This is a genomic window from Demequina gelatinilytica, assembly GCF_000971115.1.
GTDB lineage: Bacteria > Actinomycetota > Actinomycetes > Actinomycetales > Demequinaceae > Demequina > Demequina gelatinilytica.
The window spans coordinates 118096-141623 of the sequence record NZ_BBLV01000001.1; the positions used below are offsets into that span (position 1 = coordinate 118096).

General features: G+C 73.2%; 17 protein-coding genes. 11 read left to right on the forward strand and 6 right to left on the reverse strand.

The features are described from left to right. Positions 1-29: 29 nt before the first annotated feature. The 5 genes from hutH to hutI are packed head-to-tail and all read left to right on the forward strand — an operon-like array spanning position 30 to position 7025. Positions 30-1589: a histidine ammonia-lyase gene (hutH, locus tag AOM00_RS00565; RefSeq protein ID WP_062515934.1), complete on the forward strand. Its 1560-nt coding sequence runs from the start codon at positions 30-32 to the stop codon at positions 1587-1589. A gap of 10 nt (positions 1590-1599) precedes the next feature. Then, positions 1600-3291, forward strand: coding sequence for a urocanate hydratase (gene hutU, locus AOM00_RS00570; protein WP_062515935.1), 1692 nt, complete (start codon positions 1600-1602; stop codon positions 3289-3291). Beyond that, the gene (locus tag AOM00_RS00575; protein WP_062515936.1) at positions 3291-4550 is read left to right on the forward strand and encodes an allantoate amidohydrolase; all 1260 of its coding nucleotides are present in this window, start codon (positions 3291-3293) and stop codon (positions 4548-4550) included. Before hutU ends, AOM00_RS00575 begins: the two co-directional genes overlap by 1 nt. Next, positions 4547-5854: a formimidoylglutamate deiminase gene (locus tag AOM00_RS00580; RefSeq protein ID WP_062515937.1), complete on the forward strand. Its 1308-nt coding sequence runs from the start codon at positions 4547-4549 to the stop codon at positions 5852-5854. Before AOM00_RS00575 ends, AOM00_RS00580 begins: the two co-directional genes overlap by 4 nt. Beyond that, positions 5844-7025 (forward strand): imidazolonepropionase, encoded by a 1182-nt coding sequence (gene hutI / locus AOM00_RS00585; protein ID WP_062515938.1) that lies wholly within the window; start codon positions 5844-5846, stop codon positions 7023-7025. Before AOM00_RS00580 ends, hutI begins: the two co-directional genes overlap by 11 nt. 84 nt (positions 7026-7109) lie before the next feature. Here hutI and AOM00_RS00590 read toward each other — a convergent pair whose 3' ends face one another. The 4 genes from AOM00_RS00590 to phnD are packed head-to-tail and all read right to left on the reverse strand — an operon-like array spanning position 7110 to position 10328. Continuing rightward, on the reverse strand, positions 7110-7823 hold the full coding sequence (locus tag AOM00_RS00590; RefSeq protein ID WP_062515939.1) for a tyrosine-protein phosphatase: 714 nt from the start codon (positions 7821-7823) through the stop codon (positions 7110-7112). Then, complete coding sequence (gene phnE / locus AOM00_RS00595; RefSeq protein ID WP_082096378.1) at positions 7820-8674, reverse strand: phosphonate ABC transporter, permease protein PhnE; 855 nt, start codon at positions 8672-8674, stop codon at positions 7820-7822. The genes AOM00_RS00590 and phnE overlap by 4 nt, the downstream gene beginning before the upstream one ends. Beyond that, the gene (phnC, locus tag AOM00_RS00600) at positions 8671-9456 is read right to left on the reverse strand and encodes a phosphonate ABC transporter ATP-binding protein (RefSeq protein WP_062515940.1); all 786 of its coding nucleotides are present in this window, start codon (positions 9454-9456) and stop codon (positions 8671-8673) included. Before phnC ends, phnE begins: the two co-directional genes overlap by 4 nt. Continuing rightward, complete coding sequence (phnD, locus tag AOM00_RS00605; RefSeq protein ID WP_062515941.1) at positions 9453-10328, reverse strand: phosphate/phosphite/phosphonate ABC transporter substrate-binding protein; 876 nt, start codon at positions 10326-10328, stop codon at positions 9453-9455. Before phnD ends, phnC begins: the two co-directional genes overlap by 4 nt. A 162-nt stretch (positions 10329-10490) precedes the next feature. On the opposite strand from phnD, the gene AOM00_RS00610 reads away from it, so the two are divergent. The 5 genes from AOM00_RS00610 to AOM00_RS00630 all read left to right on the forward strand — a co-directional run bounded on the left by AOM00_RS00610 (position 10491) and on the right by AOM00_RS00630 (position 16135). After that, positions 10491-11210, forward strand: a complete 720-nt coding sequence (locus tag AOM00_RS00610) for a GntR family transcriptional regulator (protein ID WP_062515942.1) — start codon at positions 10491-10493, stop codon at positions 11208-11210. Between the two features lie 55 nt (positions 11211-11265). Then, the gene (locus AOM00_RS00615; protein ID WP_062515943.1) at positions 11266-11946 is read left to right on the forward strand and encodes a response regulator transcription factor; all 681 of its coding nucleotides are present in this window, start codon (positions 11266-11268) and stop codon (positions 11944-11946) included. Next, a complete protein-coding gene (locus AOM00_RS00620) occupies positions 11943-13328 on the forward strand; it encodes a sensor histidine kinase (RefSeq protein WP_062515944.1) in 1386 nt (461 codons plus the stop codon). The genes AOM00_RS00615 and AOM00_RS00620 overlap by 4 nt, the downstream gene beginning before the upstream one ends. A gap of 63 nt (positions 13329-13391) precedes the next feature. Continuing rightward, positions 13392-13973: a hypothetical protein gene (locus AOM00_RS00625; protein WP_156158955.1), complete on the forward strand. Its 582-nt coding sequence runs from the start codon at positions 13392-13394 to the stop codon at positions 13971-13973. Continuing rightward, positions 13970-16135: an MMPL family transporter gene (locus tag AOM00_RS00630; protein ID WP_062515946.1), complete on the forward strand. Its 2166-nt coding sequence runs from the start codon at positions 13970-13972 to the stop codon at positions 16133-16135. Before AOM00_RS00625 ends, AOM00_RS00630 begins: the two co-directional genes overlap by 4 nt. A 5-nt stretch (positions 16136-16140) precedes the next feature. Here the strand turns inward: AOM00_RS00630 and AOM00_RS00635 are convergent, their stop codons facing one another. Both AOM00_RS00635 and AOM00_RS00640 read right to left on the reverse strand, forming a co-directional pair. Next, a complete protein-coding gene (locus tag AOM00_RS00635) occupies positions 16141-17301 on the reverse strand; it encodes a cysteine desulfurase family protein (RefSeq protein WP_062515947.1) in 1161 nt (386 codons plus the stop codon). An 88-nt stretch (positions 17302-17389) separates the two neighbouring features. After that, a complete protein-coding gene (locus AOM00_RS00640) occupies positions 17390-22534 on the reverse strand; it encodes an ExeM/NucH family extracellular endonuclease (RefSeq protein WP_187329850.1) in 5145 nt (1714 codons plus the stop codon). Between the two features lie 163 nt (positions 22535-22697). Here AOM00_RS00640 and AOM00_RS00645 point away from each other — a divergent pair, with 163 nt between their 5' ends. After that, positions 22698-23525, forward strand: coding sequence for an oxidoreductase (locus tag AOM00_RS00645; protein WP_062515949.1), 828 nt, complete (start codon positions 22698-22700; stop codon positions 23523-23525). Positions 23526-23528: the final 3 nt, after the last annotated feature.

Below are 23528 nucleotides of genomic sequence, written 5' to 3' on the forward strand. Positions count from 1 at the left end.
CGCGCCCGCCCACGCAGTTCCATGGAGGCATGACCCTCACCGACACCACCGTCACCGTCCGCGTCGGCTGCGAGGCCGTGTCCCTCGCGGACGTGGTCGCCGTCGCGCGGCACGATGCGCGCATCGAGATCGCGCCGGACGCGCTCGCCGCGATGGCCGAGTCCCGCGCCGTGGTCGAGGCCCTCGCGGCAGACCCCGAGCCGCACTACGGCGTCTCCACCGGCTTCGGTGCGCTCGCCACCACGTTCATCGACCGCGACCGCCGCGCCCAGCTCCAGCTGAGCCTGGTGCGCTCCCACGCCGCCGGCTCGGGCCCCGAGGTCGAGCGCGAGGTGGTCCGCGCACTCACCCTGCTGCGGCTTTCGACGCTGCTCACCGGCCGCACCGGCGCGCGCCCCCTGGTGGCGGAGACCTACGCGGCGATGCTCAACGCGGGGATCACGCCGATCGTCCACGAGTACGGCTCGCTCGGCTGCAGCGGCGATCTTGCGCCGCTGTCCCACGTGGCGCTCGCCGCGATCGGCGAGGGCCCCGTCCGCGACGCGGCCGGCACGCCCATGAACGCGCGCCACGCGCTCGCCGCGGCCGACATCATGCCGCTGCACCTCGAGGAGAAGGAGGGCCTCGCCCTCATCAACGGCACCGATGGGATGCTCGGCCAGCTCGCCCTCGCGCTCGCCGACCTCGACACCCTGGTGAGCACGGCGGACGTCACGGCCGCGATGAGCGTCGAGGCGCTGCTCGGCTCCGACTCGCCGTTCGCCGCGGACCTCCAGGCGCTCCGGCCCCACCCCGGCATCGCGGCGGCGGCGGAGAACATGCGTCGTGTGCTGGCAGGGTCGCCCATCGTCGCGAGCCACCAGACGCCCGAGTGCACGCGTGTCCAGGACGCCTACTCCCTGCGCTGCGCCCCGCAGGTGGCCGGCGCGGTGCGCGACACGCTCGCCCACGCCCGCACGGTCGCGGAGCGCGAGCTCGCCGCCGCGGTCGACAACCCGGTCATCACGGTCGACGGCCGCGTGGAGTCCAACGGCTCGTTCCACGGCGCCCCGGTCGCCTACGTGCTCGACTTCCTGGGCGTCGCCGTCGCGGACCTCGCCTCCATGGCCGAGCGCCGCATCGACCGCATGCTCGACCCCGCCCGCAGCCACGGGCTCCCGCCGTTCCTCGCGCATGAGGTGGGCGTCGACTCCGGGCTCATGATCGCGCAGTACACCGCCGCCGGCGTGGTGAGCGAGATGAAGCGCCTCGCCGCCCCCGCGACGGTCGACTCCATCCCGTCCTCCGCGATGCAGGAGGACCACGTCTCGATGGGATGGCACGCGGCGCGGAAGCTCCGCACCGCGATCGACGGGCTCGCGCGCGTGCTCGGCATCGAGCTCATGACGGCCTCCCGCGCAATCGCGCTGCGGGCGCCCCTCGCGCCCTCCGACGCGACCGGCGCCGCCGCCGCGTGCATCGTCGACGCCGCCAAGCCGGGCGCCGACCGCTTCCTCTCCCCCGACATCGACGATGCCGTCGCGGCCGTCCGCACCGGCGCGGTCCTCCGCGCGGTCGAGGACCGCATCGGCGCCCTCCACCACGCCTAAGGAGCTCCTCATGACCGAGACCCCCGCCCCCGCCCGCACCGTCCGCGCCGCGCGCGGCAGCACGATCACCGCGAAGTCCTGGCAGACCGAGGCGCCCATGCGCATGCTCATGAACAACCTCGATCCCGAGGTCGCCGAGCGCCCCGAGGACCTGGTGGTCTACGGCGGCACGGGCCGCGCCGCCCGCTCGTGGGAGGCGTACGACGCGATCGTGGCGACGCTCAAGGACCTCGAGCCGGACGAGACGCTGCTGGTCCAGTCGGGCAAGCCCGTGGGCGTGTTCCGCACGCACGAGTGGGCGCCGCGCGTGCTCATCGCGAACTCCAACCTGGTGGGCGACTGGGCCACCTGGCCCGAGTTCCGCCGTCTCGAGGCGCAGGGCCTCATGATGTACGGCCAGATGACCGCGGGCTCGTGGATCTACATCGGCACGCAGGGCATCCTGCAGGGCACCTACGAGACCTTCGCCGCCGCGGCACGCCAGCGCGCCGAGCGCGAGGGCCGCGACCCGCGCACCGCCTCGCTCCGGGGCACCCTGACCCTCACCGGCGGCGCCGGCGGCATGGGCGGCGCGCAGCCGCTCGCCGTGACGCTCAACGAGGGCGCGTGCCTCATCGTCGACGTCGACGCGAGCCGCCTCGAGCGCCGCGTCGCGCATGGCTACCTCGACGTGGTCGCCTCCGACCTGGACGATGCGGTGGCTCAGGCCGTCGCCGCCCGCACCGAGGGCCGCGCGCGCTCTGTCGGCGTGGTCGGCAACGCCGCCGAGGTCTTCCCCGAGCTGCTGCGCCGCGGGGTGCCGATCGACCTGGTCACCGACCAGACCTCGGCGCACGACCCGCTGAGCTACCTGCCCCTCGGCTACACGGTCGAGGAGTGGCACGCGCGCGCCGAGGCGGACCCCGAGGGCTTCACGCGCGACGCGCGCGCCTCGATGGCGCGGCACGTCGAGGCGATGGTCGGCTTCATGGACGCCGGTGCCGACGTGTTCGACTACGGCAACTCCATCCGCGCGGAGGCGCAGCTGGGCGGCTACGACCGCGCCTTCGCCTTCCCGGGCTTCGTGCCCGCCTACATCCGCCCGCAGTTCGAGGAGGGCCGAGGCCCGTTCCGCTGGGCCGCTCTCTCGGGCGACCCGGAGGACATCGCGAGGACGGACCGCGCGCTCATGGAGCTGTTCCCCGAGCACGAGTCCCTCCACCGTTGGCTCAAGGCCGCGGGCGAGAAGGTCCACTACGAGGGCCTGCCGGCACGCATCTGCTGGCTCGGGTACAAGGAGCGCCACCTTGCCGGCCTCAAGTTCAACGAGATGGTCGCGAGCGGCGAGCTGTCCGCGCCCATCGTCATCGGCCGCGACCACCTGGACTCCGGCTCGGTCGCGTCGCCGTACCGCGAGACCGAGGCCATGAAGGACGGCTCCGACGCGATCGCGGACTGGCCGCTGCTCAACGCGCTGCTCAACACCGCCTCGGGCGCGACCTGGGTGTCGCTGCACCATGGCGGCGGCGTGGGCATCGGCCGCTCGATCCACGCGGGCCAGGTCACGGTCGCCGACGGCACCGCGCTGGCCGCGGAGAAGATCGCGCGCGTGCTGGTCAACGACCCCGGCACCGGCGTGATGCGCCACGTCGACGCGGGCTACGAGCACGCGAAGGACGTCGCGCGCGAGCGCGGCCTCCGCATCCCGATGATGGACGCGTGATGGACGCCACGGTCACGGTGATCGACCCCGTCGCCGCGCTCGCCGAGCTCGCCCCCATCGGGGCGGACCCGGTCCGCGGCGGCTGGTCGCGCCATCTGCTCGACGACGCCGACCGCGACATGCGCGCGTGGTTCGTGCGCACCGCGGGGTCGCTCGGCCTGACCGTCGAGACGGACGCGAACGCGAACCAGTGGGCCACCTGGGCTCCCGAGGGCGCGACCGGACCCGCCGTGGCCACCGGCTCGCACCTCGACTCCGTCCCCGGCGGAGGCCCCCTCGACGGTCCGCTGGGCGTGGTCTCGGCGCTCGCCGCCGTGTCGCGGCTCATCGCGGAGGGGCACGCGCCCGCGCGGCCGCTCATGGTCGCGAACTTCGCCGAGGAGGAGGGCGCACGGTTCGGCGTGCCGTGCCTGGGCTCGCAGCTGCTCGCCGGCGACATCGGCACGGAGCGTGTCCGGCGCCTCACCGATGCCGCCGGAACGGGCTACCCCGAGGTCATGATGGCCGCGGGCTACGACCCCACCACCATCGGCCGCGACGCTGCCCGTGTCGCGGAGATGGCGCTCTACCTCGAGCTTCACGTCGAGCAGGGCTGCCAGCTCGCTCCGCTGGGACACCCCGTGGGCCTCGCGACGAGCATCCTCGCGCACGGCCGGTGGCGCCTCACGCTCACGGGCCGCGGCGACCATGCCGGCGCCACCGAGCTGGTGTCGCGCCACGACCCGATGCTGGTAGCGGGCGAGGCGATCCGCTCCGCGCGCGGCCACGCGCTCGGGTCCGCACCCGAGACCCGGAGCCGCGCGACCGTGGGCAAGCTCCACGTGGTCCCCGGCGGCTCCAACGCGATCGCCTCCGAGGTACGCCTGTGGCTCGACGCGCGCGCGGAGCACGATGCCGACGTCCGCGACCTGGTCGCGCGCATCGTCTCCGACGTCGAGGCGGCGGGCCTGGCCGAGGGCTGCACGGTCACCGTCGAGGAGGAGTCCTTCTCGACGCGCGTCGCGTTCGACCAGGACCTCACGGACCGCGTCGCCGCCGCGCTCGCGCCCGGCCTGGGCGACGTGCCGCGCATCCCCACCGGCGCGGGTCACGACGCCGGCGTCCTCGCGGCGCACCTGCCGACGGCGATGATCTTCGTGCGCAACCCCGACGGCGTGTCCCACTCCCCGCTCGAGGGCGCCGCGGAGCCGGACATCCGGACGGGCGTCGACGCGCTCACGGACGCGCTGCGGGCGCTCACCTCGGAGCGCGGCACGTGAGGGTCGCGTGCGAGCGGCTGGTGACGCGCGACGAGGTCATCGACCACGCGGTCGTGGACCTCGACGATGCGGGACGCGTGGTCACGGTCGAGCGCGACGCCCCGGGCGCCCGCGCGGACCACCGGCTCGGCCTGGTGATCCCCGGGCTCGCCAACACCCACAGCCATGCCTTCCACCGCCTGCTGCGCGGGCGCACGCATGCCGGTGGCGGCGACTTCTGGCGCTGGCGCGACACGATGTACCGCGTCGCGGGCGCCATGGACCCTGACCGCATGCGCGCGGTCGCGACCGCCGTGTACTCGGAGATGGTCGCGGCGGGTTACACCGCCGTGGGCGAGTTCCACTACCTCCACCACCGTCCCGGCGGGCTGCCGTATCCGGAGCACGCGATGGAGACGGCCCTCGCCGAGGCGGCCGAGCAGGCCGGCATCCGGCTCACGCTGCTCGACACCGTGTACCTGCGGGCCGGCTTCGGGAAGCCGCTCGAGCCCGTCCAGCTGCGATTCTCCGACGGCACGGCCGAGCGCTGGCTCGACCGCTGGAACGCGCTGCGCGCCGCCATGGCGACCGCGCACCCGGAGGTGACGTTGGGCGCGGCGATCCACTCGGTCCGCGCCGTCGCGCCGGAGGACCTGGGGCTGGTGGTGGGCGGGCTGCCCGCGCACGCGCCGCTCCACGTGCACCTGTCCGAGCAGCCGGCCGAGAACGCCGACTGCGTCACCGCGACGGGGATGACCCCCACCGTGCTGCTCGACCTCAGCGGGGCCCTGTCCGCCCGGACCACGGTGGTGCACGCGACGCACCTCACGGATGCCGACGTCGCACGGCTGGGCGCTGCGCGGGTGTCGGTGTCGATGTGCCCCACCACCGAGGCGGACCTGGGCGATGGTCTCGGCCACGCCAGCGAGCTCCACGCCGCGGGTGCGCGGCTCACCGTGGGATCCGACCAGAACGTGGTGATCGACCCGTTCGACGAGCTCCGCCGTCTCGAGGGCGGCGCGCGCCTCGCCTCGGGCCACCGGGGGGTGCTCCCCCTGCCGACCCTCTGGGACGCCGCCACCACGGCGGGCCATGCGTCGCTGCGCCCGGGCATGCCCGCGGGTCTCCGTCCGGGCGACGAGATCGACCTGGTCGCCCTCGCGCCGCGCTCCTCCCGCCTCGCGGGCGCCCGCCCGCACGAGCTGCTGGGCGTCGCCGCGGCCGATGACGTGATCGCGAGCGTCGTGCGCGGCAGGTACCAGGAGTCTTCCGCCCTGCGCGAGCGCGCATGGGCGGCGTTCGAGGAGGCATCGCGTGGCGAGTGAGGTGATCAGCGGCATCGGCGCGCTTGCGACGATGCACGAGGGCGAAGGATCCATGGGCCTCCTCCATGACGCGGCGGTGGTGATCGACGCGGGTCGCATCGCGTGGGTCGGCCCGTCCGCCGCGGCCCCGGCCGCCGACGCCGCGACGGATGCCGGCGGCGCGGCGATGATCCCCGGCTTCGTCGACTCGCACACGCACGCGGTCTTCGGCGGGGACCGGACGGCCGAGTTCGATGCCCGCATGTCGGGCGCTCCGTACACCGCGGGCGGGATCCGCTCGACGGTCGCGGCCACCCGCGCATCGTCCACCGAGGAACTCGCGGCGCGGACGCACCGACTGCTCACCGAGGCCCTGCGCTCGGGCACCACCACCGCCGAGGTCAAGAGCGGCTACGGCCTCGACGTCGAGACCGAGAGGCGCCTGCTTGAGGTGGCCTCCCGCTTCACCGACGAGGTCACCTTCCTGGGAGCCCACGTGGTCGCACCTGAGATGGCGGACCGCCGCGCGGAGTACGTCGAGCTGGTCGCGGGCGCGATGCTGACCGAGGCCGCCCCCCTTGCACGGTGGATCGACGTGTTCTGCGAGGAGGGCGCATTCGACGTCGACGAGACGCGGCGCATCCTGGACGCGGGACGGGACGCGGGCCTGGGGCTGCGCCTCCACGCGAACCAGCTGACCATGTCCGGCGCGGCCGCGCTGGGCGTCGAGATGGGTGCCGCGAGCATCGACCACTGCACGTTCCTGTCCGATGCCGACGTGGACGCGCTCGCCGCCTCGGACACCGTCGCGACCTTCGTACCCGGGGCCGAGTTCTCGACGCGCCAGCCGTTCCCCCGCATCGAGCGCCTCCGCGACGCGGGCGCGACCTGGGCGATCGCCTCGGACTGCAACCCGGGGTCCAGCTACACCACGAGCATGCCGTTCTGCATCGCCCTCGCGGTGCGCGAGATGGGGATGACGCCGGGCGAGGCCGTGCGCGCCGCGACGCTGGGCGGCGCGCAGGCGCTGCGGCGCCCCGACGTGGGCCGGATCGCGGTCGGCGCCCGAGCCGACCTGGTGATGCTGTCCGCGCCCGATCCCGTCCATCTGGCGTACCGGCCGGGGGTCGCGCTGGTCGACCGCGTGTGGCGCGGAGGCGTCGAGACCCGGGACTGGGCGCCGCTCGCCTGACGCGCGGACGCGAGCCACCAGACCGGCGGCGAGCCGGGGATCCCGGCCCGATCCGATGCGGATCCGGCGGCTCGCGTCCGGAGCTCAGCCGAGCAGCCGCTCCCGGAGCGCCTGGACCTCGGCGGGGGTGCCCCCATGCGCGAGGAACCACGCCTCGGGGCCGCCGCAGGCCTCCCAGGCGTCGAGCACGGACTCGATCGCGTGGGCCGGCGCCGTGAGCATCTCGCGGGCGATGGCGGCCATCTCCTCGCCCTCCGGCATTTCCGGCCGGTGGTCGCCCCAGATGACCGCCATGCGCGCGATGACGCCCTGCATGTTGCCGGTGGTGGCGACGTAGTCCGCGACGATGCTCTCGCGGGCCACGCCCACGAGGCTCAGCGCGAGAGCGATCGACACGCCCGTACGGTCCTTGCCGGCCGAGCAGTGCACCAGCACCGGTCCGGGCTCGGTCGCGATCGCCGCGACCGCGCTCGCGACGGCACGGCCGGGCGGGCCCACGATCATGCCTCGGTAGAGGTCCGCCAGCGTCATGCCCGCATACGAGGCGTCGAGCGCCGCGTCGGCCAGCACGGGCAACGCGCGCACCGTGGCCACCGCCGCGAACGGGTGGTCGCCGCGGGACTCGCGGGCGTCGCGCAGGTCGACCACCGTGACCGGAGGCCAGACGTCGATCCCTGCCGGCGCCCGGTCGCCGGTCATCGGGGCATCCGAGCGGTACAGCACGCCCGAGCGCAGACCGGGCGCCGCGGTGGCGACGTCGCGAGCGTTGGCGAGGGCGGACAGGGTCTCGGCGGTCATACGAACCTCTTTCGGACGGTGGAGGAGATCAGGTCGAGGCTCATGATCACCACGAGCACGACCAGCACGATGGTCATGACCGAGCCGTACTCGAACAGCCGCAGCTGCTGGTTGAGCTCCATCCCGATGCCGCCCGCCCCCACGAGGCCCAGCAGCGACGCCGCGCGGACGTTGCCGTCCAGCACCAGCAGGGTATAGCTGGCCATGGTCGGGATCTGCTGCGGGAGCAGCACCCACGCCACGCGCTGGGACTTCCGTGCGCCGGTGGCGGCCGCCGCGTCCCAGGCCCGCATGTCCGCGGTCTCGAAGATGTCCGCGAACAGGCGCGCCATGCCGACGGACGTTCCGAGCGTGATCGCGAGCGTTCCCGCGAACGCCCCCAGACCCACCGAGGCCACGAACATGAGCGCCCACATGAGCTCCGGGATCGCGCGGAACACGTTGATGAACGTGCGTGCCGAGCTGCGGATCCACGGCTGGGGGAAGATGTTGCGCGCCGCGAGCAGCGCGAGCGGGATCGACAGCAGCGTGCCGAGCACGGTGCCGGTGATCGCGATGCCGAGCGTCTCGATCATGAGCTCGATCGCGACCGGCAGCTCCTCCCAGCTCGGGGGGAACATGCGCGACACGAAGTCCGCGACGTGCGGCAGGCCGTCGACGAGCGCGGGGCCGTCGAAGCCGGACGACGTGGAGGACCACCCGAGCACCGCGACGGCCGCGAGCGCTCCGGCGACGGTGCCCCAGCCGGGTCGGCGCAGGCGTGCGAGACGGTCGATCTCCTCGCGGCGGCCGGGCTGGGTCCGCGGTTCGGCCGTCGCGGCCTCCCCCTTCTTCTCGAGCGTCGCGGTCATGCCGCCACCTCCTCACGGTCGGCGGCGTTCGCCGCCAGCTCCTCGTTCGCGTACAGGTCGGCGAGCACCGGATCCGTGACCTCGCCGACGGGGAGGTCGAAGACGATGCGGCCCTCACGCATGCCGACGACGCGCTGGGCCACGCGGCGCGCCAGCGAGACGTCGTGCAGGTTGAGGACGGCGGTGAGGCCCTCCTCGCGCACCATGCGGACGATGTCGTCGATCACGCCGGCGGCGAGCACCGGGTCGAGGTTCGCGACCGGCTCGTCGGCGAGCAGCAGCTCGGGGCGCTGGGACAGCGCGCGAGCGAGCGCGACGCGCTGGCGTTGGCCTCCCGAGAGCGAGTCGGCGCGCTTGCGCACCTGCTCCCCCAGGCCCACGCGGGTGAGCAGCTCGACCGCGAGCGTGCGGTCGGCGCGGCTCATCCAGTGGAACAGGCTCGTGAATGCGTTGGCGGTCGCGAGGCGCCCGACCAGGACGTTCGACAGCACGCTCGCGCGTCCGACCAGGTGGAACTCCTGGAACACGAGCCCGATGCGGTGCTGCGCGAGGCGTCGCTCGCGACCGTGGAGCGCCGCGAGCTCGACGCCCTCGACCGCGACCGCTCCCGCGCTCGGTCGCTCCAGCCCGGCGAAGCACTTGAACAGCGTGGACTTCCCGGCCCCGGAGGGGCCGAGGACGGCGACGATCTCGCCACGCTCCACCCTGACGCTCACCTCCGTCAGCGCCTGGGTGCCGTCGGGGTAGCGGAACGTGACGTCCGCGGCCTCGAGGACGGTCATTCGACGTCCTCGAGGTTGACGCCGAGCTCCTTGGCCGCGTCCTCGAAGATGGTCCAGTCCGCGTCGTCGGGGTCGATGACCTCGGTCGCACCGCCCATCACCTGGAGCACGTCGGCCTCCGTCGAGCCCACGAACACGTCCGCGACCTGCTGGTAGATCTCCTCCGACAGGCCCTCCCGGCCCACGACGACGGTCGAGATCGGGATGGGGTCGGACTCCGCGACCTTGGTGACGAGCGTCTCGTCGAGCGCGCCCGCCTCGACCATGTAATCCCACAGCTGCGAGGCCACGGCCGCGCAGTCGGCCGAGCCCTGCATCACGGCCAGCGCGGCGGTGTCGTGGCCGCCCGCGTACGTCTCCGTGAGGCCGTCGATGTCGACGCCCGCCTCCTTGAGGACCAGCTTGGGGATGAAGTTGCCGGAGGTCGAGCCCGGGTCGACGAAGGCGATCGTGGTGTCCGCCGTGATGTCGGCGAGCTCCTCCACCCCGGACGCGGTCGAGCAGATGATGAGGGACGAGTAGGGCGCGCCGGTCGCGGCCGCGATGAGCTCGACGTCCGCGACCTTCTGTGCGAGCACGGCCGGGAAGGGGCTGAAGATCGCCATGTCGATGAGATCCGAGCGCATGGCCTCGACGATGCCGAGGTAGTCGCCCGTCTCGGTGAGCTCGACGGGGATGCCGGTGGCCTCCTCGATGATGCCGGCGAGCGGCTCGAGCATCTCGAGGTACTCGGCGTCGGCCTCGCCCGGAGGGACGCCGAGCTTGAGCACGTCGGGGGTCTCGTTGGCGCTGGCGCCCGAGCAGCCTGCGAGAAGGGCTGCGGCGAACGCGGCGCCGGCGGCGACGCCGGCGGCCTTGCGGGAGCGGATCATGGTCCTGCCTTCGGTGAGAAGTTCATGGCCGGTCGTCTAGATGACTCCGACGACCACGAACCTAGGGACCCCGCCCGAACGCGCGGTGACACGACGGTGAACTCGAGGTGACGATCGACACTCATCTAGATGAATTCTCGAAAGACCGCTTAACCTGGGGAGATGCCGATCGACCGCGCCCTCGCCACACCGCTCCACATCCAGGTGGAGGAGCAGCTGCTCGACGACATCGACGCGGGCCTGTGGGGTCCCGGCGACCGTCTGCCCGCGGAATCGGAGCTCGCCGCGCGATTCGGCGTCAACCGTCTCACCGTGCGCGAGGCGATCTCCTCGCTGCGCCGCGTCGGCCGCGTGGTCGCGCGGCAGGGCGCCGGCACCTTCGTGAGCGCGCCGCCGTTGAAGATCGACGTCGACGGCGCCGGCAGGCCCGCGCCGGGGTCCGCACCGATCACCGACTTCACGGAGGAGGTGCTCGACGTGCGCCGAGGCACGTTCATGCGCGACGCGCGCGCCGAGCTGCGCACCGACCGCGGGCTGATGGTCGAGACGCTCGCGCGTGTCGCGGGGGCCCCGGTGATGCTGTCCTCCTACGCGATCGCGACCCCGATGAGCGCCGACCGCGCCGCCGCCCACCTCGACGGCGCCTGGTCCGCGCACGCCATCGCGGCCGTCGTCGGGGTCGCGCTCCACCCCGGCTGGCGCGCCTTCGACGCGGTGCCAGCGCCGCGCCGCGAGGCCGCCCTCCTCGACATCGAGGTCGGCGCCCCTCTGCTGCGCCGCAGCGGCGTCAACCTCGACGCGGCGGAGGTGCCGCGCACGTTCCACACGCGCGCCTACCGCTCGGACCGCCTGCGCATCGTCCTGCGCGACGGCCACGCCTGACGCACATCCGCACCGCATGATCGGGCCATACTGATCCCGACACCAGGGAGGATCCGTGGCCCCGACCACCGTGCTCGTCGTCGACGACGACCCGGACATGGCCGACCTCCTCGCGACCGTGCTCGGCATGGCCGACTACGCGGTGACCACGGCCGGATCCGTCACCGAGGCCCGCGAGGCCGTCCGCCGCGAGCCGCCTGCGCTCGTCCTGGTCGACCTGGGGCTGCCGGACGGCAGCGGGCACGAGCTGGTCGCCCACCTGGCCGCGCGCCATCCGGAGGTGGGGATCATCATCGTCACCGCGGAGGGGCGTGAGGACGAGCACGTGCGCGGCCTGCGTGCGGGCGCGGACGATGTGGTCGGCAAGCCGTTCCGGATGTCCACCCTGCTCGCACGCGTCGAGGCCGTGCTGCGCCGCCGCGGCCCTCTTGCCTCGGCGGCGCGGACCATCGCGATCGCCGACCTCGAGATCGACGTCGACGGGGTGCGCGCGACGCGCGCGGGCACCCCGCTCGACCTCACCCCGACCGAGTTCCGCCTGCTCGAGCACCTGGCGCTCCACGCGGGCCGCGTGCTGTCGAAGGCGCAGCTGCTCGACGAGATCTGGGGCTACGACTTCGGCGGCGACGGCCAGGTGGTCGAGCGGTTCGTCTCCACGCTCCGGCGCAAGCTCGGCGAGCCCGACCTCATCCGGACCGTGCGCGGCTTCGGCTACATGCTCAAGGACCCCGCGTGACCCGCCGCCGGTCGCTCGAGTCCACCCTGGTGGGTCGCGTGGTAGCGGTCCTCGCGATCGGCCTCGTCGCGGTCGCCGGCCTGGTGGTCGGCGCGCTCTCGCTGCACCTCCGGGCAGCGGCCGAGGAGACGCTCGCCGCCGCGGTCGCAACGGTCGAGCGTGCCGACGCCGCAGGCACGACGCTGAGCGAGGCGCGCGTGTCGCGGGTGCTGCCCACCGGCGGCGCGGTCGCGTTCGTGACCGCGGACGGCTCGGTGAGGGCGATCGCACCGGAGGCGCTCGACGTGCGTGCGCTCCCGGTGGAGGCGGAGCCCGGCGAGGGCCTGCGCTTCACGCTCGGCGATCGGGTCTACGTCGCGGAGACGATCGCGACTGAGGGGTTGACGCTGCGCACCGAGGACGGACCCGAGGAGCCCGTCGCCCGCGTGCTGGTCGCGCTCGACGTGACCTCGGACCGCGCCACCGTGCGCCGCGTCTCGTTCATCGCGGTCGCCGTCGCGCTGCTGGGCGCGGCCGCCCTGGCCGTCGTGGGACGTGCGGTCGTGCGCCGCTCGCTCGCCCCTGTCGAGGAGGTCGCCGCCGCCGCCGCACGCATCGCGCGCACCGGCGAGGCCGAGCCGATGCCCGACGGCGGACCGTACGACGAGACCATGGCCCTGGCGGCCTCGGTCGACGATGCGCTGCGCCGTCGCACCGAGGCGGAGCGCGCGGTGCGCGACTTCGTCGCCGATGCCTCCCACGAGCTCCGGACGCCGGTCGCGAAGATCCAGGGGTGGGCCGAGGTGGCGCTGAGCGCCGCTCCCGACAACCCTCGCGGGCGGCATGCGACCGAGCGTGTGATCGGCGCGGCGGAGGAGCTCGCCGCGATCGTCGACGAGCTCGGGCTCCTCGCGCGGCTCGATGCCGCTCCCCGAACGTCGCGCGAGCGCATCGATGTGGGCGCTCTTGCGCGCGAGGTGGTCGCGGATGCCGGCGTGGTCGCACCGGCCGCGGCGCTCACCTGCCACGTGGGCGACGGCGTGCCCGCGGTGGTCGGCGACCGCGCCGCGCTCACCCGTGCGGTGCGCAACCTCGTGGGCAACGCGCTCCAGCACGGCGGCGAGCGCATCGACGTGCGCGTCGAGGCCGTCGACGGCGGAGCGGCGGTCACGGTCGCCGACGACGGCCCAGGCATCCCGCGCGAGCTGCGGACGCGAGTCTTCGACCGCTTCTTCTCGACCGCACCGGGGAACCCGCGCCACTCGGGGCTGGGGCTCGCGATCGTGGGCGCCGCGGCGCGCACCCATGGCGGACGTGCCGAGGTGCTCGACTCCGATCGCGGCGCCACCGTGCTGCTGTGGCTGCCCGCCGCGATCGGCGCGCCGACGCCTCCCGCGTCCTGATCGTCAGCGAACCGTCAGGGAGGCGTCAGCGTCGCATCAGGGCGCCCCGGTGGGATGGTCGCCATGCCCACCCGACTCCTCACCGCCGTCACGGCCTGCGCCGTCGTGCTGCTGCTCGCCGTCGGCGCGGAGGTCATGGTGCGCGCCGAGCTCGACGGACGCCTCGACCAGGCGGCCGCCGGGGACCTGGACCTCCGCTTCACCGGCCCGTCCGCGCTCCTCGCGCTCGTCACCCGCCATGCCTCGGTGACGGCCACCGTGCCTCCCGCGCAGGTCGAGGACCTGCTCGCGACGCGCCTCGCCGCGGAGACCGGGCTCGCGGTCACCGGGGTCCGGATGGGCGCGGGCGCCCTCGGGCTCGACGTCGGGCTCGGCGCACGCGACCTGCCGGCCACGGTGTGGATCGGCCTCGACGCCACCGACGGGAACCTCGTCGCGACCGTGCTCTCGATCGAGGCGGCGGGGCTGCAGATCCCACCCGACATCGTGCTCGACGACCGCACGAGCCTCACGCTCGAGGACCCGCTCGCGGCGCGCTGCCCCGGCACCGCTCTCGCCGCGGTCGCGATCGCGCCCGACGGCCTCCGGCTCACCTTCGACGCCACCCCCGACACCCTCGACTGCCGCCCGCTGGAGGACTCATGACACATCTCGCCACCGCCCTGGCCGGCGCGGCCACGCGCCGGCCGCGCACCATGCTCGCGGCGTGGGCCGTGCTCATGGCCGCTCTCGCGGTGTCCCTGGGCGTCGTCGGCGCGGCGTACTCCGACGAGCTCACGGTGCCGGGATCCGACTCCGCCGTGGCAGCCGAGCTGCTCGCGGAGATCCCCGAGGGCGCGACGTCGAGCATCGTGGTCGCCGCCCCGGTCGCGCTCACGGGTCCCGCCGCGGCAGCGCGTCTCGACACGGTGCTCAAGGAGCTCGCCGAGGCTGCCGGCGAGGCGATCGAGGACCCGCTCGCGGATCCCGCGAGCGCCATGGCGCGCGGTTCGCTCTCGCACGACGGCACCGCGGTGAGCGTCCCGCTCGCCGTCGATCCGGACGACCTCACGGAGTCCCAGCTGGACGCCATCCGGGACGTGCTCGAGCGCGGCTCGGTCGACGGGTGGCAGGTCGCGGCCGCCGGCGACCTCGCGCGCGCCCTCGACCTCACGCACACCCGGTTCAGCGAGGCCGTGGGCCTGGCCGCGGCGATCGTCGCGCTCAGCATCGGCCTCGGGTCGATCGCGGCGATGGCGGCCCCCGTCGTCGCCGGCGTGGTCGCTGTAGGGACCGGACTCGCGATGCTCGGGCTCCTCTCCCACTCCGCCTCCATCCCGGAGATCGCGCCGACGCTCGCGACCATGATCGGCCTCGGGGTCGGCATCGACTACGCCCTCTTCCAGGTGGCACGCATGCGCCAGCTGCTCGCGCGCGGCACGGCGCCGCGCGACGCGGTGATCGCCACCGCAGGGAGCGCCGGCACCGCCGCGGCCTTCGCCGGCACCACGGTCGCGCTCGCCATCTGTGCGCTCGCGCTCTCAGGCGTCGCGTTCATCGGCTGGCTGGGCTACGCCGCGGCGATCGTCGTCGCGGTCGTCGTGGTGACCGCGCTCACCTTCACGCCGGCGCTCCTCACGCTGATGGCGCCTCGGCTCACGCCTCGTGCGAGCCGCGGCTCGCACGAGGGCAGGTGGATCGCGCGCGTGACGCGGTCGGTGGTGGCGCGACCGTGGGCGAGCGCCATCGGCGCGTTCGCGGCGCTCGCGGTGCTGGCCGCGCCGGCACTGAGCCTCACGCTCGGCACGACCGGCCCCGGCGACCGCCCCGAGGGGACGCAGTCGCGGACGTCGTACGACCTTCGCGCCGACCGCTTCGGCGACGGCGCCAACGCGACCCTCACCGTCGCCGTGCGGCTCGATACGCCTGCCACGGGGGCGAGCGACCCGCGGCTGGTCGAGCTGTCCGCGGCCATCGCGGACGCGGGCGGCGCGTCGTCCACCCCGCTCGTCCCGCTCGCGACCGACCCCGCGGTCGCCACCGCCCGCGTGACGCCGCCGGGCGACGCGAACGACGATGCGACCGCCGTGCTCATCGAGGACCTGCGCACCATCGAGGCGCCCGAGGGATCCGAGCTGCATGTGGGCGGCGCGACCGCGACGCGCCTCGACCTCGAGGACCGCGTGGCCCAGCGCCTGCCGTGGGTGGTGGCCGCTGTGGTCGCCGCCTCGATGCTGGTGCTCATGGTCGCGTTCCGCTCGGTGCTGGTCCCCCTCAAGGCCGCGCTGCTCAACCTCGTCTCGGTGGCTGCGGCGTACGGCGTCGTGGTCGCGGTGTTCCAGTGGGGCTGGGGTGCGTCCCTGCTGGGCCTCGACGGCCCCGTGGCCCTCGATGCGTTCGTCCCCATGATCCTGTTCGCCGTGCTGTTCGGTCTCTCCACGGACTACGAGGTGTTCCTGGTGACCGCGATGCGCGAGCACTGGGACCGCACGGGGGACGCCCCCGGCGCGATCGTCGCGGGCATGCGCAGCTCGGGACGCGTGGTGACCATCGCGGCGGTCATCATGATCGCGGTGTTCGCGAGCTTCGCGTTCGACGCGGACCCCACGATCAAGGTGTTCGGGGTGGGCCTCGCGGCGTCGATCATCCTCGACGCCACGCTCATCCGCATGGTGCTGGTACCGGCGCTCATGGCCCTGCTCGGCCGCCGTGCGTGGTGGGTGCCGCGATGGCTCGATCGGATCCTTCCCGCGCCGCACGGCGCGACGAGCAGGCAGGACGAGCCCACGCAGGAGGCGCACCCGACGCTGGTGGGCGACCCCTGCTGAGCGGCTCAGCGGCTCGCGGCCGCCTTCGCGCGCGCGATCGCGTCGGGAAGCGCGGCCACCAGGGCGTCGGCGTCCGCCGCGGTGGAGGTGCGGCCCAGGCTCAGACGCAGGGTGCACGCGGCATCGTCCGCCGACCATCCCATGGCCATCGCGACGTGGCTCGACTGCACCACCCCGGCGGTGCACGCCGAGCCGGAGCTGGCCGCGATCCCGGCGGCATCGAGCAGGAACAGCACGGACTCGGCCCGCGCCCCGGGGATCACCAGATGGACGATGCCGGGGGCACGATGCGCGGGGTCGCGCGGGCCCGTGACGGTCGCCTCGGGCGCCACGGCCCGGAGCCGCTCGACGAGGCGCGAGCGGAGCGCCTCGAGCCGGGCGCGCTCCGCGACGCGCTCCGCGACGGCATCCTCGAGGGCCGCAGCGAAGGCCGCGGCGCCGGGTGCGTCCAGCGTGCCGGAGCGCACCGACCGCTGCTGACCTCCGCCGTGCGCGAGCGGCACGAGCGGGAGCCCGCGGCGCGCGAGCAGCGCGCCCACGCCCACCGGGCCGCCCACCTTGTGGGCGGAGACGGTGAGGGCGTCGACCCCGCTGCGGTGGAGGTGGACGTCGAGGTGCGCCACCGCCTGCACGGCATCCGTGTGGACCGGCACGCCGAGCGCGGACGCCGCCGCGACCACCTCCGCGAGCGGTTGCACCGTCCCGACCTCGTTGTTCACCCACATGACGCTCACCAGCGAGGTCTCGGACGTGATCGCGTCCGCGAGGACCGTCGTGTCGACGCGTCCCGCCGGGTCCACCGGGAGCTCGGCCAGGCTCGCGTCGCCCCGGTCGGCAAGCCACCGCGCCGGGTCCAGCACCGCATGATGCTCGACCTCGGAGACCACCAGCCGCCGCCTCGCCCCGTCCTCCGCGACGCGTCCCCAATGCAGACCCTTGATGGCGAGGTTGTCCGCCTCCGTGCCGCCCGAGGTGAGGATCACCTCCGGCGCGTCCGCGCCGAGCGCCGCGGCGATCCGCTCGCGCGCATCCTCGACCACGGCCCTCGCACGCCGGCCCGCGGCGTGGAGCGAGGACGGGTTGCCCGTCTCCTCCGCCGCCGCGAGCCAGGCCTCGCGCGCGGCGGGACGCAGGGCCGTGGTCGCGGCGTGGTCGAGGTAGGTCACGCCGCCCAGTCTAGGAACGCCTCGTGGCGGGGAGACGCGAACGGGGCCGGGCCATGCGGCCCGGCCCCGTCGCGTATGCGCCGTGGTGCTACTTCACCAGCCGAGGCATGGAGTTGACCCAGTCGGTGACGTAGCCGTCCTTCTCCGCGGTGATGCGCACCTTGATGAGGTGGCCCTTGTCCCAGAAGCGCGGGGTGTAGGTGCTGTCCGTCGCGCCCTTGATCGGCTTGCCGTCGCGCAGCCACTGGTAGGTGACCGTGTCGGGCTTGGGCGACCATGCGACGGTCGGGGCCGCGACGGTGTGGCGCGGCTTGACCGTGCCCGCGATGTGCGGACGGGCGGGGGTGTCCCATGCCTTGAGGACCCTGACCGGGGTCGCCTTGACCGTGGTGGTGACGTAGCCCTCGAGCGAGGCGGTCGCCTTGACGGTGACGCGCTTGCCCATGTCGGACTTGCGGATGCGGTAGGTCGGGTGGGTCGCACCCGAGATCGGCTCGCCGTTGCGCAGCCACTGGTACGTGTAGGTCGCCGGGGTCGGCTCCCACTCGCCCAGGTCGACGCTCAGCGTGCTGCCGAACCGCGGCTCGCCCTCGATGACCGGCTTGGGTGCCGACTCGAACGCCGCCGGCTCCGCGGACGCCACCTCGATCGCGACGGCGAACGAGGTACCCGTCACGTCGCCCTCGATCTCGAGCAGCTGCTCGCCCACGAGGCCCTCGGGGATGGTGACGGTCACCGAGGCGGTGCCGTTGTCGTCGTAGGAGCTGGTGACGACCTCGTTGGTCACCGGGAAGGTGCCGAGCACGTCGCCGCCGAGGCTCACCACGACGTTGTCGTCGTGAAGGTCGGACGGACCGGTGAACATCAGCGAGCTGAGGTCGAACGACAGCTCCTCGCCGGCCGTCGCCTCGAGCGAGGCGGCGGTGACGCCGACCGCGTGCTGGTCGTAGTCGGTGCCGAGGCTGCCGAGCTCCGCAAGGTAGTCCACCATCGCGTCGAAGTCGACGCGGGCGCTGTCCTTGAGGTCCGTGCCCTCGCGGAAGGCGGTGAAGTTGTCACCGCCGGCGGCGAGGAACGCGTTGGCAGCGACGGTGTACTCCGCCTCGAGGTCGATCGCCACGCCGTCGAGCCACATCTGGAGGATGCGCTCGCCGCGAGCGGCGGTCGGGTCGTAGGTGTACTCGAAGCCGTCCGAGGTCCCCAGCTTGAGGAACGGACGCGACGAGCCGTCGGGCTGCCACTGCTGCTCGAGCACCGCCTTGATCTGCGCACCCGTGAGGGTGAGCGTCGAGAGCGTGTTCCCGAACGGCTGCACGGTGTTCGCCTGCTTGTACGACACGCTGGTCGGGTACTCGCCCGTGCCCGCGGCGTCGCCCAGGAGGTCCGCACGCAGACCGCCGGGGTTCATGAAGGCGATCTGCGCCCCGTTGGCCTCGGTGGCCCAGAGCTGGACCGTCGCGACCGCGTTGCCCAGCGTCGACTCCCCGCCGCGCGCCTCGCCGTTGGCGGCGGTGCGTGCGCGGTACAGCGGCTCGGTGAGCTCGCCGATCGACTGGGCGCCGAGCACCGCGGCGTTGGCGGCGGCGGCGTCCACGATCGCCTGCACGTCGGGGTCGGCCGGGAACACGAGCTCGCAGGAGCTGGTGCATGCCGGGTCGACCTTCTCGGTCAGGTTGATCGTGTCGATGTCGACGCCCACCAGCTCGTCCGTCGCGTTGTCGAACGTGAGGATGAGCTGGTCGAGGTACATGCCGTACTGACCGGCCGAGACCACCGGGCGCTCCGTGACGGCGCGTCCCTCGTCGATCCAGCCCTGCACCGGGACCTCGTGGGCGTACGCGAGGTGCGTGTGGCCCGAGATCACGGCGTCGATGCTGTCGTCGAGCTCGGAGAGCATCTTGCCGAAGTTGTTGCCGGTGTCGACCGCGTCCGCGTAGGCCGTGGTCGGCGCACCCTCGTGCACCAGCAGGATGATCGCGTCGGCGCCCTCCTCCTCGAGCACCGCGGCCGCGCGGTTCGCCGCGACGGCCTCGTCCTCGAACTCCAGGCCCTCGATGCCGGCGGGCGACACGAGCGACGGGGTCTCCTCGGTGACGACGCCGACGAAGCCGAGCTTCACATCGTCATCCGTCGAGGCGGTGCCGTTGTCGAACGAGACCATCCAGGTCTCCTCGAGCGCCGGGGAGCCGTCCTCGTTGCGGACGTTCGCGCCCAGGTACTCCCAGGTCGCGCCGCCGTACGGGTTGGTCTCCTCGTCGTAGTCGCCCATGACGCGGTTGATCAGGTCCTCGTAGCCCTGGTCGAACTCGTGGTTGCCCACGGCCGAGACGTCGAGGCCCATCGCGTTGAGGGCGTCGATGGTCGGCTTGTCCTTGGCGACGAAGCTCTCGAACGTCGAGGCGCCGATGAGGTCGCCCGCGGCGGTGAACACCGAGTTGGTGTACTCCGACTCGAGCTGCGCGACGGCACCGGCCATCACCGCGGCTCCGGCCTGGCCGCTGCTGAGCGTCGGGAGGATGCGACCGTGGAAGTCGTTGGTCCCGAGCACCTGCACGCGGGTGGTGCCGAGCTCGAGGCCGATGAGCACCGGGTCGTGGTCCGACGTGCGGTACATGTCCGCCGCGTAGAGCGACTCGAGCTGCTCCTCCGTCTTGTACTCGGTGTTGTAGTCGATCACGGTCGGCTCATCCGAGTTGATGTGGAGGTGCGCCGCGTCCGAGACCTGCTCGGCCATCGACGCCGAGGCGAACGCGTAGTCGAGCGAGCCCCACTGGCCGTCGTAGACGTACGAGTAGTCGTCGGCGAGCTCGACGTAGCCGGCCTCGCGCAGGACCTGGATCGGGTCCTCCTGACCGTACGAGTTGAGGTCGCCCATGATGATGTAGTCGTCGTCCTCGACACCGGTCGGGTACGTGTCGAGCCAGTTGACGAGCGCCGTCGCCGCCGCGGTGCGCGCACCGTTCCAGCAGCTCGCGCCGTCACCCTGGTCGGCGTTCTCGCCGGTCGAGGGGCACGAGCCCTTCGACTTCCAGTGGTTGGCGACCACCGTGAAGGTGTCGCCGTCCGCGTCCTCGAAGGTCTGCGCCACCGAGGGACGGTTGTTGTCGTCGTCGAAGCTCTCGTCCACCGAGTTGTCGAGGACGGCGAAGGCGCCCACCTCGGACACCGTGGCGGAGTCGTAGAGGAAGCCGACACGGATGGTGTCGGTGCCGACGATGCCCGTGTCCACGTAGGACCACGATGCGCTGCCGGTCGCCTCGTTCATCGCGGCGGCGAGCGCCGCGAGCGGCTCCACGCCGGTGGTGTTCTCCAGCTCGGCCATCCCGATCACGTCGGCGTCGAGAGCGACGAGCGCCTGGATGAGCTTGTCGGTCTGGCGCTCCAGCTCCTCCTCGGAGTCCGCGCCGCGGCACTCCTGCTTGTACCCGTCGGGGCCGCACACGGTGCCCGACTCGGTGGTGAGGAAGTAGTTGAGCACGTTGAAGGCCGCGACCTTGACGTCGCCGCCCACCTCGGGCGCCTCGGTCGGACGCGGGTTCGCGTTCACGAAGTCCGGGGTCGGCGCGGAGGCGTCCACGGGGCGCACGCGCCACGTGTTGCCCGAGGCCGAGGCTCCGCCCCACGTGTAGGTGAGGACGCCGGACAGGCCGGTCACGGTGCTGCCGCTGCGCAGCGGGTTCTCCGCGTCGAGCAGCCCGCCGCCCAGACCCATCGGGTCGAGGTTCTGCGCGTTGGTGAAGTCGTCGACCTTGATCCTGTTGAGGTTGTTCGCCTCCTGCAGGGCGATCGCGTCGGGACCGGGCTCGACGACGGCGCTGGGCTGGTCGAGCTTGCCGTCGCCGGCGACCATGACCTCGTTGAAGCGGCCGAGCAGGTAGGTCTCGGTGACCGTGAGCTCCTGCGCGAACTCGACGAGCATGCCCTCGTAGCGCTCGGCGTAGTCCGCGTCCGGGAACGGCAGCGACACCGCGGTGGGCGTCACGCTCGCGCCGGTGTCGAGCACCTCGATCACGGCCGAGCCGAGCTGGGTCTGGCCCTGGTACTCGGCGACCACGCCGGTGACGGAGACGACGTCGCCGACCGCGACGGAGTCGTTCGAGCCGTTGTAGACGAAGACGGCCTCGGAGGTGGCGTCGTCGCCGTCCTGGTCCTCGTCGCGCGACTGGACGTAGAAGCCGCGCAGCGTCGGGCTCGCACCCTCGTAGTCGCCCACCACGACGCCCTCGACGGTGACGGACCGACCCACGAGCGGGCTCGTGTCGGTGGTGCCCTCGACCTCGGAGATCGGGGTCACCAGGCCCACCGTGCTGAACGTGGACACGAAGTCCGACGCCATGACGTCGACGTCGCCGTCCTTGTCCTCGACGTCGATGCTGTCGACCGTGAGCTCGCACGTGGCGGCCTCGGGGAGATCGGCGTCAGGTGTGATGGTGTAGATCGCACCGGAGCCGGAGTAGCTCAGGGGGACGTCCTCGTCGTCGCAGACCAGCTCGAAGGGGTCGCTCGCGATGACGTCCTCGGAGAACGTCACCACCGGGGTGACGTCGACGGCGACGTTGGTCGCGCCGTCTGCCGGCACCACGCTCGCGACGGTCGGCGCGACGTCCGCCGGCGGCTCGTCGGAGCACGATGCGGTGTGCGAGCCGAGGCCGCTGAAGGTGTCGGTCGCGGAGGCGGTCCACTCGAGGGACGCGTCGAACGCGTCGAGGTGGTCCGCGTCGCCCGCGCAGATGTCCGCGTTGCGCGTGAGGGTGTCGTCGAGACCGCCGCCGGGCCATTCGGTGCCCGGGTCGACGCCGACCTGGCCGAACGAGTCGATGACCACGCCGCTGTGCTTGAGGACCAGCGCATCGTCACCGTTGAAGTTCACGACTCCCGAGGTGAGGTCGGAGTACGCCGCGAGCGCCGTGCCGGCGCTCGCGTGCGTGATGACCAGGACGTCGCCCGCGGCGAGCGTGCCGCTGAGCGCCTGGTTCGCGGTCGGGCCATCGCCCTCGACGCGGCCGTTCGAGTACAGCTCGACGGAGTAGGCGGAGAGGTCGACGTCGGCGCCCGTGCCGTTGTAGATCTCGATCGCCTTGTTGTTGCTCGACCCCTCGACGTACTCGGAGAAGAACAGGTCGCTCGGGGCCGCGGCGGAGGCCGGCAGCGCTGCGAGCACGGAGACGCCGAGGGCGCCCAGGACGGTTGCGGAGCTGGCGCGATACGCGCCTCTACGTGGTGTGATAGTCACCCGCCTCACGCTAGTGAGAGATTCCTCACACTGTGCTTCGGCGCGGTTAATCCTATGTTTCCGGGCCTTGAACAGTCGGTGGACGGCGGGTCCCCCACGGGCCGCGGACCGGGACCTTTCGGCGTTAGCGTGGCAGGAGATCCCTGACAGCGAAGGAGACCTCATGGCCGTCTGGTTCATCACGGGCTGCTCGACCGGCATCGGCCGCGCGACCGCGGAGAAGGCCGCGGAGGCGGGCCATCGGGTGGTCGCGACCGCGCGGCGCCCCGAGACTCTCGAGGACCTGGTCGCGCGCTTCCCCGACACCGTGCTCGCCCTCCCGGTCGAGGTGAGGGACGATGCCGCGGTCGAGGCCGCGGTCGACGCCGCCCTCGCGCGGTTCGGCCGCGTCGACGTGCTGGTCAACAACGCCGGCATCGGCTTCTTCTCGACCATCGAGGAGTCCGGCGCGGAGGACGCCCATGAGGTCATGGACGCGAACTTCTGGGGCGCGGCCAAGGTCACCACCGCGCTGCTTCCCCACCTGCGCGCGCAGCGTGGCGGCCATATCTTCACCGTCTCGTCGATCGCCGGCGTGCGGGGCTCCGCGGGCCTCGGGTACTACTGCGCCTCGAAGTTCGCGATCTCCGGGTTCATGGAGGCGCTGAGCGCCGAGGTGGCGCATCTCGGCATCCGGGTGACGCTGCTCGAGCCGGGCCCGATCCGCACGCTGTGGATCCCCAGCGGTGCGAAGAACCAGGAGATCCTCCCCGACTACGAGGACGTCATGCGCCCGTTCTGGGATCGCATCCACGCGCTGCCCGGCAACCAGCCCGGGTCCCCGGCCGCCGCCGCGGAGGCGATGCTGCGCCTCGCGGACGAGCCCGAGCCGCCGCTCCACCTCATCTGCGGCCGGCACGCCGTCACGCAGACCCGGGCCAAGCTGGACCGGCTGGGTGCCGAGCTGGATCGGTGGGAGGATCTCTCCCTCAGCATCGACAGGAAGGACTGACCG

Bases quoted from the DNA above. Each gene is read 5' to 3' on its own strand.
- AOM00_RS00590 (WP_062515939.1), bottom strand. From the start codon at position 7,823: ATGACCGCCGAGACCCTGTCCGCCCTCGCCAACGCTCGCGACGTCGCC.
- phnE (WP_082096378.1), bottom strand. From the start codon at position 8,674: ATGACCGCGACGCTCGAGAAGAAGGGGGAGGCCGCGACGGCCGAACCG.
- AOM00_RS00645 (WP_062515949.1), top strand. From the start codon at position 22,698: ATGGCCGTCTGGTTCATCACGGGCTGCTCGACCGGCATCGGCCGCGCG.
- hutH (WP_062515934.1), top strand. From the start codon at position 30: ATGACCCTCACCGACACCACCGTCACCGTCCGCGTCGGCTGCGAGGCC.
- AOM00_RS00575 (WP_062515936.1), top strand. From the start codon at position 3,291: ATGGACGCCACGGTCACGGTGATCGACCCCGTCGCCGCGCTCGCCGAG.
- phnD (WP_062515941.1), bottom strand. From the start codon at position 10,328: ATGATCCGCTCCCGCAAGGCCGCCGGCGTCGCCGCCGGCGCCGCGTTC.
- AOM00_RS00610 (WP_062515942.1), top strand. From the start codon at position 10,491: ATGCCGATCGACCGCGCCCTCGCCACACCGCTCCACATCCAGGTGGAG.
- phnC (WP_062515940.1), bottom strand. From the start codon at position 9,456: ATGACCGTCCTCGAGGCCGCGGACGTCACGTTCCGCTACCCCGACGGC.
- AOM00_RS00630 (WP_062515946.1), top strand. From the start codon at position 13,970: ATGACACATCTCGCCACCGCCCTGGCCGGCGCGGCCACGCGCCGGCCG.
- hutU (WP_062515935.1), top strand. From the start codon at position 1,600: ATGACCGAGACCCCCGCCCCCGCCCGCACCGTCCGCGCCGCGCGCGGC.
- AOM00_RS00625 (WP_156158955.1), top strand. From the start codon at position 13,392: ATGCCCACCCGACTCCTCACCGCCGTCACGGCCTGCGCCGTCGTGCTG.